We start from the raw sequence: 16,034 nt of genomic DNA, 5'->3' as shown, positions 1-16,034 counted from the left end.
TCAGATCCGACGGTAGCGGGTGAAGAGGAAGCCGTCCTGCTCCAGCACGGAAGCCACCGAGAAGCGTGTCGGGACGACCACCGAAGGGCCTCCGGCGATCCGCTGGGCGCCCCCCGCGGTCATCGTCGGCGAGATCGTCAGGCACAGCTCGTCGAGGACCTCCGCCGCCACGAACTGGCCGAGCAGCCGGGGTCCGCCCTCGGTCAGCTGGCGCCGCAGCCCGCGCTCCGCGAGGACCGCCACCGCACGGGCGGGGTCCACCCCGGCCCCGTCGCCCGCGACCAGCACCTCGGCACCCGCCTCTCGGGCGGCCCGTACGCGCTCGGCGGGCGCGGCGGCCCCCGTCAGGATCAGGGTCGGGACGAGCGGCTCGGTGAAGAGCGGCAGCGAGAAGTCAAGATCGAGGGAGGCCGTCACCACGGCGATCACGGGTGCGGGGCCCTGCCCGGCGGCGGCCCGGCGGGCGGCGAAGGCCTCCCGCGCCCGGGCAGGGCGGTACCCCTCCAGACGTACCGTTTCCGCGCCCACGACGATCACGTCGGCGAGGCCGCGCAGGGTGCCGAAGATCCGCATGTCGGTCTCGGACGAGAGCGGCTGGGAGCGGCCCTCGTGCTGACCGGCCCCGTCGAGGGACGAGACCATGTTGGCCCGCAGCCACACGGCGTCACCCTCCGGATACGCGTAGGCGTCGGCCAGCTCGTCCAGGGTCCACTCCCGGCCGGCGGCCGGGGCCTCGCCGACGGCGGCCACCTGGGCCTCCCCCGCCCTGGTGGCTGTGGCTTCCGTGGCGGCCGTGGCCTTCCCCGCGGCGGTCCCGTGGACCTCCCCCGCGCCGGTCTCGTGGGCTGTCATGTCCGTCACAGGGAGCAGGCGTCGCATCCTCGCAGTCTGACATGGCGCTTACAGTGGGGAACTGTGTCGACCCACGCCCTCACCGAAGCGGCTTCCACCGAAGCGGCCCCGCTCTCGCTCTGCTCCCGAGAGCCCCACGTCCCCGCCGACCGTCTCGTCGCGGAGATGGTGCCGCCGCCGCGCTTCGACTCCGTGCGCTTCGACACGTACCTGCCGGACCCGAACCAGCCAAGCCAGACGGACGCCGTCAAGGCGCTGAGCGGCTTCGCCGAGGGTCTCGGCGGGGCGCACGCCTCCGGCGCCGGGAAGCGCCGCTGGTTCGCCAAGAAGCCGGCCGCCCCGAGCGGGCCGCGCGGGGTCTACCTGGACGGCGGATACGGCGTCGGCAAGACCCACCTGCTGGCTTCCCTCTGGCACGCGACCCCCGCCGAACCCGCGCTGAAAGCTTTCGGCACCTTCGTCGAGCTGACCAACCTGGTCGGCGCGCTCGGCTTCCAGCAGACGGTGAAGACCCTCAGCGGGCACCGTCTCCTCTGCATCGACGAATTCGAGCTGGACGACCCGGGCGACACCGTCCTCGTCTCCAGCCTCCTCGGCAAGCTCGTCGAGGCGGGCGTGGCGCTCGCCGCCACCTCCAACACGCTCCCGGGCAAGCTCGGCGAGGGCCGCTTCGCCGCCGCCGACTTCCTCCGCGAGATCCAGGGTCTCTCCGCACACTTCATGCCGCTGCGGATCGACGGCGAGGACTACCGCCACCGCGGCCTGCCCGAGGCCCCCGCCCCCTACTCCGACCAGGTCGTCACGGAGACCGCGTACCGGACGCCGGGCGCCTCCCTCGACGACTTCCCGCACCTGCTCGACCACCTGGCCAAGGTGCACCCGAGCCGGTACGGCGCGCTCACCGACGACCTCGCGGCGGTCTGCCTCACCGATGTCCGGCCGGTCCCCGACCAGTCGACGGCCCTCCGGCTCGTCGTCCTCGCCGACCGCCTCTACGACCGCGAGATACCCGTCCTCGCCTCCGGACTGCCCTTCGACCAGCTCTTCAGCGACGAGATGCTGAACGGCGGATACCGCAAGAAGTACTTCCGGGCCATCTCCCGGCTCACCGCGCTCGCGCGCGACGCAAAGGGGCTTGTCGGGCAGTAGGTTGGGGCCATACCCGATCGAAAGGGATCCACCATGGCCACCGTGCGTCACGCCCACACCGTCTGGCAGGGCGACCTTCTCAAGGGCTCCGGCGTCGTCACCCTCGACTCGTCCGGCCTCGGCTCGTACGACGTCTCCTGGCCCGCCCGCACCGAGGAGCCGAACGGCAAGACGAGCCCCGAGGAGCTCATCGCCGCCGCGCACTCCTCCTGCTTCTCGATGGCCTTCTCCAACGGCCTGGCCAAGGCCGGCCACGCGCCGACGCGCCTGGAGACCAAGGCCGACGTCACCTTCCAGCCGGGTGAGGGCATCACGGGCATCCACCTGACCGTGACCGGTGAGGTCCCCGGCCTGGAGGCGGACCGCTTCCAGGAGCTCGCGGAGGACGCGAAGAAGAACTGCCCGGTCAGCCAGGCACTCACGGGCACGACGATCACCCTCACCGCCAAGCTGGCCTGACGACGGGGCCCACCCCGGCCACCCTGGGACCACCCTGGGACCACCCAGGGACCACCCGGGTACCACCCGGGGACGCCCCCGGGACGACCCCGGGGACCACCCAGACCACCCCGGGCTACTACGTGTCCTGACCTCACGTCAGCAAGCGCGCCACACGAGGCAGTTGTGGCCCGCATGGTTCACGTGTCACCACAGTGCGTGATACACACATGCGGGTCACACGTCACATCACACACACCTGTCCGCCAACAGGAAAAGTGGGTTGCCTCATGTCCGCAACACGACGTCAGATCCTCTCCCGCACCGGCGCGTCCGTCGCCGGGATCGCCTTCACCGGCGCCTTCTCCGAACTCTTCGCGGGCAGCGCGGCCGCCGCCGGGGACCTCGGGAGGCTCGGGTCGCGGGGTGGCTACGGCCCCCTCCTCCCCGACCCCGCTGGGCTCCTCGACCTCCCGGCCGGCTTCCGCTACAAGGTCCTCTCCCGGCAGGGCGATCCGCTCCGCTCCGGCGAGGGGCCCGTCCCCAGCAACCACGACGGCATGGCCGCCTTCGCCGGCCGGCGCGGACGCGTGCACCTCGTCCGCAACCACGAGAACCGGGTCACCGGGAAGATCGGCGTCCCGACCGTCCCCGGCCTGACGTACGACCCGGCGGCGAAGGGCGGATGCACGGCCCTCGAACTCGACGGCCGGAACAACGTCCTCGGCGAGCGCGTCGCCATCGCCGGGACCGCAGTCAACTGCGCGGGCGGGCCCACGCCTTGGAACACCTGGCTGACCTGCGAGGAGACCGAGGACAAGGCCGGGACGAACGGCTACACCAAGGACCACGGCTTCATCTTCGAGGTCGACGGGGCCGACCCGCACCGCACCGGCGCCGTCCCCCTCACCGCGATGGGCCGCTTCCAGCACGAGGCGATCGCCGTCGACCCGTCGAGCGGCATCGTCTACGAGACGGAGGACGCCTTCGAGCGGCCCTTCGGCCTCTTCTACCGCTTCCTCCCCCGCAAGCCGCTCGGCGGCACCGGTTCGCTGCGCGCGGGCGGCGCCCTGGAGGCCATGCGGGTGCCCGGCGTCCCCGACCTCTCCGTGATCCAGGAGACCGGCGCACGCTTCGAGGGCGTCGAGTGGGTCCCCGTACCGGATCCGCGGGCGGCCGAGACCCCCATCAGGCTCCAGGACTTCGGCCCGAAGGGCATCACGCACGCCCAGAAGCTGGAGGGCTGTTACTGGGGCGGGCGGGCCGTGTACTTCGTGTCCTCCTTCGCCCGGCAGAAGGACGGCTCCGGTGCGACCCACTTCGGACAGGTCTGGAAGTACGAGCCGCACCGGCGCCGTCTCACGCTCGTCGTCGTCTTCGGCCCGAGCACCGACATCCAGCTCCCGGGCGAGTCCCCGGACAACATCTGTCTGACGCCGAGCGGGGGCCTGATGGTGAGCGAGGACGGCGACGGGGCGCAGCACGTCTACGGGGTGAGCAGGAAGGGCGAGGTGTACGCGGTCGCCCGGGGCGCGCAGAACATCGGGACCCCCGACGCGCCGGAGTGGGGCGAGTTCGCCGGCGTCACCTTCTCCCCGGACGGCTCCACGATGTACGTGAACTGCTACACCCCGGGGACGACGTTCGCGGTGACGGGCCCGTGGTGCTGAGCTGACGGGAGGGCCGGGGTCGCGGCCGGGCCGGTTCCGTCGCAGGATCGGGAGGGGAAGAGGACGGTCGGGACGGGGCGCGGCGGAAGGGTCACGCGGTGGAGAAGAAGAAGCACTGGCGGAGGCCACCGGACACGCCCCTGCGTGACGTGCTGCGGGTGCCCGAGGGCGAGCGGCTCGACCTCGCGGCGTACGACGCCTCGGCGACCCCGGCCGGCCCCGCCGGCAAGGCAGCCGGCCTGGCCGCCACCGCCGCGCTCGGACCGCGCCTCGCGGACCTCCAGGAACGCCTGTACGCGGCGAGCACGGCGGGCGACCGGCGCAGGCTGCTCCTGGTCCTCCAGGGCATGGACACCAGCGGCAAGGGCGGCACGGTCAAGCACGTCATCGGCCTCTTCAACCCGTCCGGCTGCCGCATCCGTGCCTTCAAGGCCCCGACCCCGGAGGAGCAGAACCATCCGTTCCTCTGGCGGATCATGCAGGCGCTCCCCAAGCCGGGCGAGATCGGCATCTTCGACCGCTCCCACTACGAGGACGTCCTCATCGCGCGCGTCCGCGACCTGGCCCCGCGCTCGCAGCTCGCCAGCCGCTACGGCCAGATCAACCGCTTCGAGAAGTCCCTCGCGGACGACGGCGTGACGGTCGTCAAGGTCTTCCTCCACATCTCGTACGAGGAGCAGCGCAACCGCCTCCTGGAGCGCCTGGACAACCCCGAGAAGCACTGGAAGTTCAACGCCGGCGACATCGAGGAGCGGTCGGTGTGGCCCGCGTACCAGGAGGCGTACGAGATCGCCCTGGAGCGCTGCACGACGGACGAGGCGCCCTGGTACCTGGTCCCGGCGGACCGCAAGTGGTACCGGAACTGGGCGGTCAGCAAGCTGCTGCTCGAACACCTGGAGGCCCTGGACCCGAAGTACCCGCCGGGGGACTTCGACGTGGCGGAGTGCCGACGGCGGCTACTGGCGACGTGAGCGGCGCCGGTCACGCCGCGACGGCCCGTCGCGAGCGGGCCGCGCATGCCCGGGCGATGGTGCGTCAGCTCAGTGCGTGGACTCGGGTGCTGCTGCTGTCGAGTCGCGAGCGTTAGACACTTTGATCGGATAACTTCCGATCGTGAACATTCCTGTACGAAACATGGCGGCGTTCGTTCTTCTGGGCGCCGCTCTCGTCGGTTGCGGTGGGGGCGGCGCCCCGGCCCCCGTGGTGAAGGAGCCGACGGAGTCGAAGGGGCCGGTCGCCTCCCGCAGCGCGTCGCCGCGGGCCGACGCGGCGGCCGGTGCCAAGCCGGCCCCCGAGCGCGGAGCGGGGCAGGGCGCGGTGCCGACCATGGCCCCGGGGCCCGGTGGGCTCACCCCGGTGTACTCGCGCCGGGTCGCGAAGTCCCCGAAGAGCGCCGAGAAGGTCGTCGCGCTCACCTTCGACGCCGACATGACGGCCGATCAGGGCCCCCGGGCCGCGAGCGGCGAACGCTTCGACAATCCACAGCTCATCGCGACCCTGCGCCGCCTCAAGGTGGACGCCACCGTCTTCATGACGGGCCGCTGGGCGGAGGAGTACCCGGACCAGGCCAGGTCCATCGGCGGCGACCCCCGCTTCGAGATCGCCAACCACTCCTACAGCCACTACGCCTTCGCGTCCCCCTGCTACGGCCTCCCGACCGTCGCGGGACCCGACATGACGGCCGACGTGCAGCGCGCCTTCGACGCCTTCCGGGACGCCGGGGCCGTCAACGTCGTCCCGTACTTCCGCTTCCCCGGCGGCTGCTACGACGACGCCGCCCTGCGCGCGCTCGGCCCCGCCGGGGTGACGGCGGTCCAGTGGGACGTGGTCAGCGGCGACGCCTTCGCCAAGGACGCGGACGCCGTCGCCGAGCAGGTGATCGACGGGGTGAAGCCCGGTTCGCTCGTCGTCATGCACTGCACGCGCAGCGCCGCCCCCGTCACCGAGGAGGCGATCCGCCGGATCGTCCCGGAGCTGCGGGCGCGCGGCTACCGCTTCGTGAAGGTCTCGGAGCTGATGTCCCGGGGCTGATGGCGTAGAAGAGCTAGCCCGAGCAGGCCATCCGCTCGGCCTCCTGCCACTCGCAGACCGGGCACAGCGTGATCCCCTTGGTCGACTCCGGGTACTCGGTCGGCTCCTGGCACAGCACGCACGAGGCGAAGGGGCCCTCCGCCGCCCGTTCGGGCTTCGGTCCGGCGGGCTCGGGGGTGCCGCAGTACGACGTCGACTCGGTCATGTCTTCGAGCGTACGCCTCCCTGGTCCGCTCATTCCAGGCGTGCCGTGGCCCGGCAGGCGAGGGCCGCCGTCGCCGCCGCGAGGACCACGGCACCCGCGCAGGCGAGCCAGGGCAGCTGCGCGGTCGTCGTACGGGAGCCGGTGACCAGAGCGGTCAGGGCGTGCTTCGCCGGGGAGCCCGTGGTGACGAGGGCGAGGAGCGCGCCGGTGACGAGCGCCGTGACCGACCAGCCGGTGGCCTTGAGGAACGGGCGGGCGGCCAGCGCGCCGACCGAGGCGCCCGTCAGGACGCAGGCCGCCGTCGCGAGCAGCCCGGCGCCCGTCGCGGCCGGCGCGCCCACCCCGCGCCGGTCGCCGATCGCCGTGAGACCGAGGACGGCGACCGCGCCGAGGAACCCCGGCAGCGCGGCCCCGGTGACGAGCGCCGCGAGATGGGCCCGACCCCGGCCGGCGGCCGCGGCGACCACGTCACGGGCGGCGGGCGGTTCCTGGGTGACACAGATCCGTACGCACCAGGCCGTCACGGGCACCAGGGCCGCCGCCGAGAAGCCGAGGGCGCCGAGCACGGGTTCGCCCGCGCGGACGCCGACGGCGAGGACGGCCGCGTACAGGAGGAGGGGCGCGAGCCAGCGCTGCGAGCGGAGCAGCAGACCCGACTGGTAGCGCAGGAGCGCCGTCATACCCGTACGCCCTCTTCCGTGCCCAGGTGGTGGATGTGCCAGGAGGCCGCGAGGAGCGCCCCGAGCAGGGCGTCGGAGTGCGCCGCGTCCACCGTGAGGACGAGGGGGCGCGTGGGGTCGTCCGGGTCCGGCGGCTCGGTCGTGGGGGCGCCCGGCAGGCCCTCCGGGAGCGGCTTGCCGCCGGAGGCGCTGATCCGGACCCGGGGCTCCGGAGGTACGTCCCGGGGCGTGGCCGCCACGGCCCGTACCGCCCCCGACTCCACGCCGTACACCGCGTCCGCCTCCCCCGCGAGGCGGCGCGGGTCGTGGTCGACGAAGACGGCCGTGGCGCCCGCCGCGACCCGTTCCCGGACGGCGCGGTCGAGCTCGCCGCGTGCCGCGGCGTCGAGGCCGGTCCATGCCTCGTCGAGGACGAGGAGGCCGGGGCCGGGATCGGCGAGCAGCGCCTGGGCGACGGCGACCTTCTGGCTGGTGCCCTTGGAGAGCTCCGCCAGTTCCGTCCGGGCGTGCTCGCCGGCCCCGAAGCGCTCCAGCCACTCGCCCGCCCGCGCCCTGGCCGTCGCCCTGCCGAGGCCCTGGACGCGGCCCAGGTGGACCAGGTAGTCGGTGGCCGTGAAGGGCAGGGCCGCCGGGAAGCGCTCGGGGACGTACGCCGTGCGGGGCGGGCGGCCGGTGATCCGGCCCTCGCTCGGGGCGTCGATCCCGGCGACCAGCCGGAGCAGCGTCGACTTGCCGGTGCCGTTCGTGCCGACGACCCGGACGAGGGAGGAGCCGGGCAGGTCGAGGTCGGCCCCGCGCAGGACCCATGGTCCGCGCGGCCCGTACCGGCGCCCCACCCGCTCCAGCCTCATCCGCGAAGATCGCTCGTCATGCGGGGCATCCTGACCCGGAAGCGATGATTCCCACAAGATTCGCTGCGCGCCGCGGTGGCAGACTTGCCCGGTGAGCAGTGAAGAGACCGACCTCCGCGATGAGAAGCCGCAGTTCGTCCTCCCCCTGGTGGTGCGGATCGAGCGCGACGCGCCCCCGACCCGTACCGACGCCCTGGAGACCGCCGCGCGGGCCGTCCTGGAGATCCTCACCGACGACCGATCCCTCGGTGAGGGCGAGTGGGCGCAGGCCATGGCGGACTGGCAGGACGCCCGGATCCGCAAGGTCGTGCGCCGGGCGCGCGGCGCGGAGTGGCGCCGGGCGGGGACGCTCCCCGGGATCGCCGTGACCGGCGCGGAGGCGGAGGTACGGGTCTTTCCGCCGGTGCCGCTCGACGGCTGGCCCAAGGAGCTGGTCAAGCTCCAGGTGTCGGGCACCGACCTCGACGACCCGGCCGAGCCCGGTCCCGTGGCGGACGGGGCCGTGGTGCTCTGGATCAATCCCGGGCTCGACATGTCGGCGGGCAAGACGATGGCGCAGGCCGGGCACGGCGCGCAGCTGCTGTGGTGGGCGATGGCGGACGCCGACCGGAAGGCCTGGAAGGAGGCGGGCTTCCCGCTCGCCGTGCGCACCGCGACGCCCGAGCACTGGACCGCGCTCACGGCGAGCGGCAGCGGGCTGCCCGTCGTGCGGGACGCCGGATTCACGGAGATCGCGCCCGGAAAGACGGTCGTCTCCGAGGGAAGCCACCTCTTCGCTTCTCACCTGCGGCTGCGGCAGCCGTAGGAGACTCGCAGCATGACCCCACCTTCAGTCCGTCGAGCGGACCGGATCGCGGGCCTGCTGCTCTTCTTCCTCCTGGCGGGGCTCGGCCGCGCCGGCCGGCCCCGCAGCCGGAAGCTCAGGAGGATCGCCAGGTCGGCCGAGGTCCGGCGGAAGCGCGAGCGCACCGAGCGTGAACCGAGGGCGCGCGCCGAGGAGATCGTCCGCACGTAGCGGCTGCTCCGACGGGACCCCGTTTCGAGGCCGAACCTCAAATGTAGCTCTGAACGTCCCCCTCTCCGGGTTCGAACGTCGCTCCCCGGGTCATCACGTGGATGACTGAGGACCGAAGGAGGGGGACATGACGGAACTCGGCATCGGCATCGGCTGGCGTCCCGAGATCGCGGAGGCGGTGGAGGCGCTGCCCGGCGTCGACTGGGTCGAAGTGGTCGCGGAGAACATCTGCGCCGACCACCTGCCCGACTCGCTGACCCGGCTGCGCGAGCGCGGCGTGACGGTCGTCCCGCACGGGGTGTCGCTGGGACTCGGCGGCGCGGACCGGCCCGACCCGGCCAGGCTCGCGGCGCTCGGCGAGAAGGCGGTGGCGCTGGGGGCGCCGCTGGTCACGGAGCACATCGCGTTCGTACGGGCCGGGGGGCCGCTCACCGCCTCGCCGCTCCTCGAAGCGGGTCACCTGCTGCCAGTACCCCGGACCCGGGACGCGCTCGACGTGCTCTGCGAGAACGTGCGCATCGCCCAGGACGCGCTGCCCGTGCCGCTCGCCCTGGAGAACATCGCGGCGCTGATCGCCTGGCCCGGGGAGGAGCTGACGGAGGGGCAGTTCCTGGCGGAGCTGGTGGAGCGTACGGGGGTACGGCTCCTCATCGACGTCGCCAACCTGCACACCAACCACGTCAACCGCGGCGAGGACCCCGCGAAGGCCCTGTCCGAGCTGCCGGTCGAGGCCATCGCGTACGTGCACGTGGCGGGCGGGGTCGAGCGGGACGGGGTCTGGCACGACACGCACGCCCACCCGGTGCCGAGGGCCGTGCTCGACGTCCTCTCGGACCTCGCCTCACGGGTCTCGCCCCCCGGGGTCCTCCTGGAGCGGGACGACGACTTCCCGCCGGCGGAGGAGCTGGCGTCGGAGCTGACGGTGATCCGGGAGACGGTGGCCGCCGGGAGGAGGGTGGCCGCCGGGGGAACGGCGACCCCGGGGGGCACGGTCCGCCCGCGCGGCGCCCGTTCGTCCGTGCTCGCGTCCCGGCGGACGCCGCTGCTCATCGGCGCCGGTGCCCGCGTGTCGGGCGGGCCGATGCCGGGCACTCCCGTCGTGCAGGACCTCACGCAGGAGCCGACAGCCGTACCCGTGCAGGCGTCGCCCGGATCCGCACGGGAGTCCGGATCCGCACAGGCTCCCGCTTCCGCACAGGAGTCCGGATCCGCACAGGCTCCCGCACCCGGGCAGGAGTCCGCACCCGGGCAGAAGTCCGTACCCGAGCAGGAGTCCGTACCCGGGCAGGAGTCCGCGGCGCGCGACGGCGCCCGGCAGCGGGTCGGGCTCGCGCAGGCCGCGCTGCTCTCGGCGCTCGTCGCCGGGACGCCCGCGCCCGAGGGCTTCGACAGCCGGCGGCTCGGGGTGCAGAGCCGGGCCCTCGCCGCCAAGCGGGCCGGGGTCGTCGCGAAGGTCGCCCCCGAGCTGCCGGAGATCCTCGGCAAGGGCTTCCGGCCCGCGTTCCTCGCGTACGCCAGGACCCGCCCCATGACCGGCGGCTACCGACGTGACGCCCTCGACTTCGCCGAGCACCTCCTGCTCGCCGACCGCCCCGATGACCCGGCGGCCCGCCGGCGGCTCACGGAGTGGTGGCAGGACCGTTCCGGCAGCCGTCCGCCCGGCCGCGCCGTCCGGCTCGCCCGGGCCGCCCGCCACGCCCTCGCCAGGAGGTGACCGTGAACACTCTGGTCGTCGTCTTCTACGTAGCCGCCGCCGTCGGCATCGCGCTGCTCGTCACCCGGGTCGTCCGCTCGCGCGGCGGCCCGGGCGGGCCGGTCCACGACCGGTACGAGGCCGCCTTCCTGAACGGCGGGCCGGCCAGGGTCGTCGACACCGCCGTCGCCGCCCTCCAGTCCGACGGACGCATCGCGATCGGCGGCCCCGGCATCGTCGCGGTCGTCCGGTCCGTCGCGCACGATCCGGTCGAGCGCGCCGTGCTCCAGGAGCACGCGGCGGCCCCGCACGGGGCCCTGCACCACCTGCGGCTCGCCGTGATGCGGCACCCGGCCGTGCAGGAGATCGGCGACGGGCTCGCGGCACGCGGACTGATCGTCGAGCCGTCGAGGCGGCGCACCACCGCCGCCTGGTGCCTCGGGGTCGGTCTCACGGCCTTCTTCCTCTTCCCCGTCTCGGTCGGCATCACGATGGTCCACCTCTCCACCGCGCCGGAGATGTCGGTGCCGTTCGTCGTGAAGGTGCTGCCGGCCCTGCTGGCCGCGGGGGCGGCAGCCATCGCGTGCGGGGCGGTCGCCGGGCGGCGGATCACCTCGGCCGGGCAGCAGGCCGTCTCGGCCTACGGACGGGCCCACGGTCACCTCGCGGACACCGGCCATCTCGTGGCCCTGTACGGGCTGCGGGGGCTTCCCGACCCGGTGCTGCGGGAGCAACTCCTCGCCGCCGCCAGGGTGTACGCGCCGCCGCGCGGGCGCGGACGCCGTCCCGCGGCCCCGCGTCACCACTCCACGGACCACGCCGCCGCCGGTGCGGCCCTCGTGTGGTGCGCCGGGAACACCTTCTGCGGCGGCGGTTCCTCCGGCGGGAACTCCGGTTCGTGCTCCTCCGGTTCCTGCTCCTCCGGGTCGTGCTCGGGCGGCGGGTCGGGGTCCGGCTGCGGTGGTGGAGGGGCCAGTTCCTGTTCGAGCTCCAGCGGCAGTTCGTGCTCCAGCTCCAGTTCCAGCGGCAGTTCGTGCTCCAGCTCCAGCAGCTGATCACCCATTCGAGTGGCGGGCCCGCCCGTCCTGTCGTAGAACTCGGACATGGTCTGGGTTCCGCTCCTCCTCGTGGCGTGCGTCGTGGCCGGCATCGGCTGCGCACGGCTGTGCCGGGCCTCCCTCGCGGCGGACCGGCCCACAGCCCCGTCCGCCGCGGAGCACGAGCTCACCGTCCTCGAAGCCGCCTACCTCGCCGGCGGTCCGCTCCGCGTCACCGACCTCACCCTCGTCACGATGCACCGGGAGCGGCGGCTGCTCCTCGCCCACACCGGCTGGGCGACCGTCGTGGACGGTGCCACCGGCTCCCGGGACGAGTGGGAGCGTGCCGTGCTCGGCGCCATCGGGCCCGGCGGTCAGTGCCCGATCCCCGCGGTCCGTCCGGCGGTGGCCGGCGCCGACGCGGTGCGGTCCCTCGGCCAGGCGCTCGTCGACCGGGGACTCGCCGTCTCCGAGGTCGGCCGCCGGGAGGTCGCGGCGGGGGTGCGGGCGGTGCGGGCCGCCTTCCTGCTCTCCCTGGCACTCGGGACGGCGGCGGCGCTCCTCGTACCCGGCGCCGAGCGGACCCTGGTCGTCGCCGCGTTCTCGCTGCCGCTGGTCGCGTCGGGGCTGTGCCTGCTGATCGGCAGGGTCGAGGTGCACCCGCACACCCGCTGGGCGTCCCCCGCCGGGCAGCGGCTGCTCTCCGGTCTCTCCCCCACGGATCCGCTCACCGCGCTCGCCACGCGCGGCCCCGCCGTCCTGGAGCCCGAGCTCCGAGCGGCCCTCCGCGGACACGCTCCCGTGCGCCTCCGGTAGGTCCTTCACTTCCCCGGAGACGTGGCGGGCACGCAGAAGACCCGGAAAAGGCCCCGGAAATGACGCCGGTGCGGCGCGCGTCGTGCGCGCCGCACCCGGAGCCGGACCCGGTGTCGCTGGAGCGGAGGGCAGAGAAGACGCCCGCGCTCTGATCTTCCGGGTCAAGGGATGGCGCGCCCGGCCGGGAGCCGGGCCGCCACCAGGTTCGTACGGCCGTGTCAGGCCAGGCCCGCCACCAGGTCGGCGACGCTCTTGCGACGACCGGTGTAGAACGGGACCTCCTCGCGGACGTGCATCCGGGCCTCGGAGGCGCGCAGGTGGCGCATGAGGTCGACGATGCGGTGCAGCTCGTCGGCCTCGAAGGCGAGGAGCCACTCGTAGTCGCCGAGCGAGAAGGAGGCGACCGTGTTCGCGCGGACGTCGGGGTAGCCGCGGGCCATCTTGCCGTGGTCGGCGAGCATGCGGCGACGGTCCTCGTCCGGCAGCAGGTACCAGTCGTAGGAGCGCACGAAGGGGTAGACCGAGATGTAGTCGCGCGGGTTCTCGTCGGCCAGGAAGGCCGGGATGTGCGACTTGTTGAACTCGGCGGGGCGGTGCAGCGCCATGTTGGACCAGACCGGCTCCAGGGCGCGGCCGAGCTTGGTGCGGCGGAAGAGGCTGTACGCCTCCTGGAGCTCGTCGCTCGTCTCGGCGTGCCACCAGATCATCACGTCGGCGTCGGCGCGCAGACCCGAGAGGTCGTACGTGCCGCGGACGGTGATGTCCTTGGCGGCGAGCTGGTCGAACAGCTCCTGGACCTCGTCGGCGTAGCCGGCGCGGTCCTCGGGCAGAACGTCGCGCAGCTTGAACACAGACCACAGGGTGTAGCGGATGACCTCGTTGAGGTCCTTCGCCTTCTTACCGGCGTTCGGGATCTTTTCGGGCGCACTCATACGCCTATTCTCGCCCGTCACGAGGAGTGCCCCGCACCGGGGTGGGTCCTTTTCGACGTGGCGATGATCTCCTCCCCGATCTCGTCGGCCGCGCGGTGGGCCGAGGCGATGCACGCGGGGATGCCGACGCCGTCGTACGCGGCGCCCGCGACCCGCAGTCCGGGCAGTTCCGCGACGGCCTCGCGGAGGCGGGCGACCCGGGCGAGATGGCCTACGGGGTACTGGGGCAGGCCGCCGGTCCATCGGGTGACCGTGGTGGCCACGGGGCGCGCGGCGAGCCCGGTGGCGGCGGCGAGGTCCTTGAGCGAGGCGGCGACGAGGTCGGTGTCCTCGCGGTGGAGCTGCTCCTCCTCGCCGTGGCGGCCGACGGAGGTGCGCAGCACGAAGAGGTCGGGGGCGCCGTCGGCGACCCACCCCCACTTCTGGCTGGAGAAGGTGGAGGCCTTGATGGTGTGGCCGTCCACGGGGGGAACGAGGAATCCGGAGCCGGGGAGGGCGGGGAGGTCGGTGCGGCGGAAGGCGAGCGTGACGAGGGCCATGGAGGCGTACTCGATGCCGGCGAGCTCGGTGGCGGCCGCGGGCGCGTGGTCGGCGAGGAGCGCGGCGGCGGGCCCGGCGGGGGTGGCGAGGACGACGGCGTCGGCGGCCAGGACCCTGTCTCCGGCGACGACCTCCCAGCCGGCCGGTCCGGTGCGGCGGAGGGCGGTGACGGGAGTGCGGGTGAGGATCTCGCCGCCGGCGGCGCGGATCGCGTCGGCGACGGCGCCGGGCAGGGTGCCGACACCGCCCTCGACGCCGAGGAAGACGGAGCCGCCGAGGCCGGTGGCGGCGCCCGCCGCGTCGGCCGGGACGGCTGCTCCGGCCTGCTGGACGGCCTGGACGGCGGCGTTGAGCGTGGGGTGGCGGCGGGCGGCCTCGAAGAGGGCGGGGACGGCGGCCTTCATCGAGATCCGGTAGGCGTCGCCCGCGTAGACGCCACCGAGGAGGGGTTCGACGAGCCGGTCGACGACCTCGTGGCCCATGCGTTCGGAGACGTACGCGCCGATGGCGATGTCGTCACCGATCTCGGTCGGGGGCAGCTCGCGGTCGAGGCCGATCCGGCGGACGCCCTCCTCGGAGAGGAGCCCTTCGACCGCGCGGCCGTCGCCGGGGACGCCCATCACATGGCCCTTGGGCATGGGGGTGAGCATGCCGCGGGACCAGACGGAGGCGGTGGTCGTGGCCGGTGCCTGGAGCCGGTCGCCGAGGCCGACGGCCCGGGTGAGGGCGACGGCCTCGGGGCGGCGGGCGAGCAGCGACTCGGCGCCGAGGTCCACGGGCGCGCCGGCGATCTCCCCGGCGAGGAGTTTGCCGCCGAGGCGGTCGTCCGCTTCCAGGAGGGTCACCCGGTGGCCGGCGGTGGCGAGCCGGTGGGCGGCCGCGAGTCCGGCGATTCCGCCTCCGGCGACGACGACGTGGGGTCCCGTGGTGTCCGCGTTCATGGGACCACTCTCTCAAATCGCCCACGCGCTTCCGTTCCGAGGCCGGACCGTGACCGCATCGCTACCGCCGGAGGGAAACCCGTACCGAGGACCGCCACGTCCAAGGGGCACGCGACTCGGCATCCATCCCTGGGGGGATCTCATGAACAGAACACGCACGTCGTCACGGGCTCGGACGGCGGCCGCCGCCGCGCTGCTGACGGCTTCGCTCGTCCTGACCGGCTGCGGCGCCGCCGACGCGGGGAAGACGGCCGGCGACGCCAAGAGCGGCGTGAGCGCGGAGGAGAGGGGCGCCCAGGCCGAGAAGGGGGGTGCGGCCGACGCGGCCCCGGGCGGTGAGCAGGCTTCGGCGAAGCCCGGTCCTGCGGTCCGGCAGCAGCACGTCATCCGTACCGCCTCGCTGACCGTGGAGGTGGAGGACGCCACGAAGGCCCTGGTCACGGCCCGCAGGGTGGCTGCGGGCGCGGGCGGACGGGTGGAGAACGAGTCGACGGAGCGGCTCGACGACTCTTACGTCACCTCGCATGTGGTGCTGCGCGTGCCGCAGGAGCAGTACGACGCGGTCCTCGTCGAGCTGGCGGGCACCGGCAGGCTCCTCGCCCGCAAGGCCGACGCCAAGGACGTCACCGAGCAGGTGGTGGACGTGGAGAGCCGGATCGCCACCCAGCGGGCGAGTGTGGCGCGCGTCCGGGCGCTGATGCAGCGGGCGGAGAAGCTGGCCGACGTGGTCACCCTGGAGGGCGAGCTGAGCCGCCGCCAGGCGGACCTGGAGTCCCTGCTCGCCCAGCAGTCCTCCCTGAAGGACCGGACGTCGCTGGCGACGATCACCCTCGAACTGACCGAGAAGGAGAAGCCGGGCGCCGACAAGGAGGAGGACGGGGGCCGCCCGGGCGTCGGTGACGCGCTGGGCGGCGGGTGGAACGCGCTGGTGGGCGCGGCCGCCTGGGTCGTGGTCGTGCTGGCCGCGCTGGCGCCGTGGCTCGCGGTGACGCTGATCGCCTTCGTGGTGTGGCGCCGGGTGGTCCGCCCGCGTCTGTCGGCGCGCCCTGCCCCGGCCGCGGCCCCGGCTCCGGAGACCCCGGCCGCGCCGGAGGCGAACGCCGCGGGCGTCCCCGCGGCCCGCACTGTCCCCGGGATCTCCGGCGCTCCCGAGACCCCGGAGTCTCCCGAGAAGTAGTTTCTTC

The 16,034-nt window shown here is 73.9% G+C and carries 17 protein-coding genes; 11 read left to right on the top strand and 6 right to left on the bottom strand.

Going from position 1 to position 16,034, the window contains the following annotated elements; all coding sequences use genetic code 11:
* Positions 1–879, bottom strand: coding sequence for a pyrimidine reductase family protein (locus IE124_RS04195; protein ID WP_229832130.1), 879 nt, complete (start codon positions 877–879; stop codon positions 1–3).
* Positions 880–915: 36 nt separating this feature from the next.
* On the opposite strand from IE124_RS04195, the gene zapE reads away from it, so the two are divergent.
* The 5 genes from zapE to IE124_RS04170 all read left to right on the top strand — a co-directional run bounded on the left by zapE (position 916) and on the right by IE124_RS04170 (position 6,140).
* Positions 916–2,001, top strand: a complete 1,086-nt coding sequence (gene zapE / locus IE124_RS04190; RefSeq protein ID WP_189504955.1) for a cell division protein ZapE — start codon at positions 916–918, stop codon at positions 1,999–2,001.
* Positions 2,002–2,034: 33 nt separating this feature from the next.
* Complete coding sequence (locus tag IE124_RS04185) at positions 2,035–2,460, top strand: OsmC family protein (RefSeq protein ID WP_189504953.1); 426 nt, start codon at positions 2,035–2,037, stop codon at positions 2,458–2,460.
* A 269-nt stretch (positions 2,461–2,729) separates the two neighbouring features.
* Positions 2,730–4,109: an alkaline phosphatase PhoX gene (locus tag IE124_RS04180; protein WP_189504951.1), complete on the top strand. Its 1,380-nt coding sequence runs from the start codon at positions 2,730–2,732 to the stop codon at positions 4,107–4,109.
* Positions 4,110–4,207: 98 nt separating this feature from the next.
* Complete coding sequence (locus IE124_RS04175) at positions 4,208–5,080, top strand: PPK2 family polyphosphate kinase (protein ID WP_189504949.1); 873 nt, start codon at positions 4,208–4,210, stop codon at positions 5,078–5,080.
* Positions 5,081–5,243: 163 nt separating this feature from the next.
* On the top strand, positions 5,244–6,140 hold the full coding sequence (locus IE124_RS04170) for a polysaccharide deacetylase family protein (RefSeq protein WP_189504947.1): 897 nt from the start codon (positions 5,244–5,246) through the stop codon (positions 6,138–6,140).
* A gap of 13 nt (positions 6,141–6,153) precedes the next feature.
* On the opposite strand, the gene IE124_RS04165 is transcribed toward IE124_RS04170, so the two are convergent.
* From IE124_RS04165 to IE124_RS04155, 3 genes are read right to left on the bottom strand one after another with little or no spacing between them, the layout of a single operon-like run.
* Complete coding sequence (locus IE124_RS04165; protein WP_189504945.1) at positions 6,154–6,345, bottom strand: hypothetical protein; 192 nt, start codon at positions 6,343–6,345, stop codon at positions 6,154–6,156.
* Between the two features lie 29 nt (positions 6,346–6,374).
* Positions 6,375–7,025, bottom strand: coding sequence for an ABC transporter (locus IE124_RS04160; RefSeq protein WP_189504944.1), 651 nt, complete (start codon positions 7,023–7,025; stop codon positions 6,375–6,377).
* Positions 7,022–7,876 carry an ATP-binding cassette domain-containing protein gene (locus tag IE124_RS04155; RefSeq protein WP_189504943.1) on the bottom strand — a complete coding sequence of 285 codons (855 nt, stop codon included), beginning with the start codon at positions 7,874–7,876 and terminating at the stop codon, positions 7,022–7,024. Before IE124_RS04155 ends, IE124_RS04160 begins: the two co-directional genes overlap by 4 nt.
* A gap of 91 nt (positions 7,877–7,967) precedes the next feature.
* Between IE124_RS04155 and IE124_RS04150 the strand changes: the two genes are divergently transcribed.
* From IE124_RS04150 to IE124_RS04130, 5 genes are all read left to right on the top strand, one after another.
* The gene (locus IE124_RS04150) at positions 7,968–8,681 is read left to right on the top strand and encodes a peptidyl-tRNA hydrolase (protein WP_189504942.1); all 714 of its coding nucleotides are present in this window, start codon (positions 7,968–7,970) and stop codon (positions 8,679–8,681) included.
* 12 nt (positions 8,682–8,693) lie between these two features.
* Positions 8,694–8,891, top strand: a complete 198-nt coding sequence (locus IE124_RS04145; RefSeq protein WP_189504941.1) for a hypothetical protein — start codon at positions 8,694–8,696, stop codon at positions 8,889–8,891.
* 127 nt (positions 8,892–9,018) lie between these two features.
* Positions 9,019–10,605, top strand: a complete 1,587-nt coding sequence (locus IE124_RS04140; RefSeq protein ID WP_189504940.1) for an MbnB/TglH/ChrH family RiPP precursor modification enzyme — start codon at positions 9,019–9,021, stop codon at positions 10,603–10,605.
* 2 nt (positions 10,606–10,607) lie between these two features.
* Entirely contained in the window at positions 10,608–11,639 is a 1,032-nt protein-coding gene (locus tag IE124_RS04135) for a TIGR04222 domain-containing membrane protein (protein ID WP_189504939.1), read from the top strand.
* Positions 11,640–11,687: 48 nt separating this feature from the next.
* Positions 11,688–12,437 (top strand): TIGR04222 domain-containing membrane protein, encoded by a 750-nt coding sequence (locus IE124_RS04130; protein WP_189504938.1) that lies wholly within the window; start codon positions 11,688–11,690, stop codon positions 12,435–12,437.
* Between the two features lie 218 nt (positions 12,438–12,655).
* Here IE124_RS04130 and hemQ read toward each other — a convergent pair whose 3' ends face one another.
* Both hemQ and hemG read right to left on the bottom strand, forming a co-directional pair.
* The gene (gene hemQ / locus IE124_RS04125; RefSeq protein ID WP_189504936.1) at positions 12,656–13,369 is read right to left on the bottom strand and encodes a hydrogen peroxide-dependent heme synthase; all 714 of its coding nucleotides are present in this window, start codon (positions 13,367–13,369) and stop codon (positions 12,656–12,658) included.
* Between the two features lie 17 nt (positions 13,370–13,386).
* Positions 13,387–14,850 carry a protoporphyrinogen oxidase gene (gene hemG / locus IE124_RS04120; RefSeq protein ID WP_189504934.1) on the bottom strand — a complete coding sequence of 488 codons (1,464 nt, stop codon included), beginning with the start codon at positions 14,848–14,850 and terminating at the stop codon, positions 13,387–13,389.
* A 142-nt stretch (positions 14,851–14,992) separates the two neighbouring features.
* Between hemG and IE124_RS04115 the strand changes: the two genes are divergently transcribed.
* Positions 14,993–16,027 carry a DUF4349 domain-containing protein gene (locus IE124_RS04115; protein WP_229832128.1) on the top strand — a complete coding sequence of 345 codons (1,035 nt, stop codon included), beginning with the start codon at positions 14,993–14,995 and terminating at the stop codon, positions 16,025–16,027.
* Positions 16,028–16,034 lie beyond the last annotated feature (7 nt).

This window comes from Streptomyces narbonensis, assembly GCF_014649015.1.
GTDB lineage: Bacteria > Actinomycetota > Actinomycetes > Streptomycetales > Streptomycetaceae > Streptomyces > Streptomyces narbonensis.
This window is presented reverse-complemented; position numbering and strand designations above follow the sequence as displayed.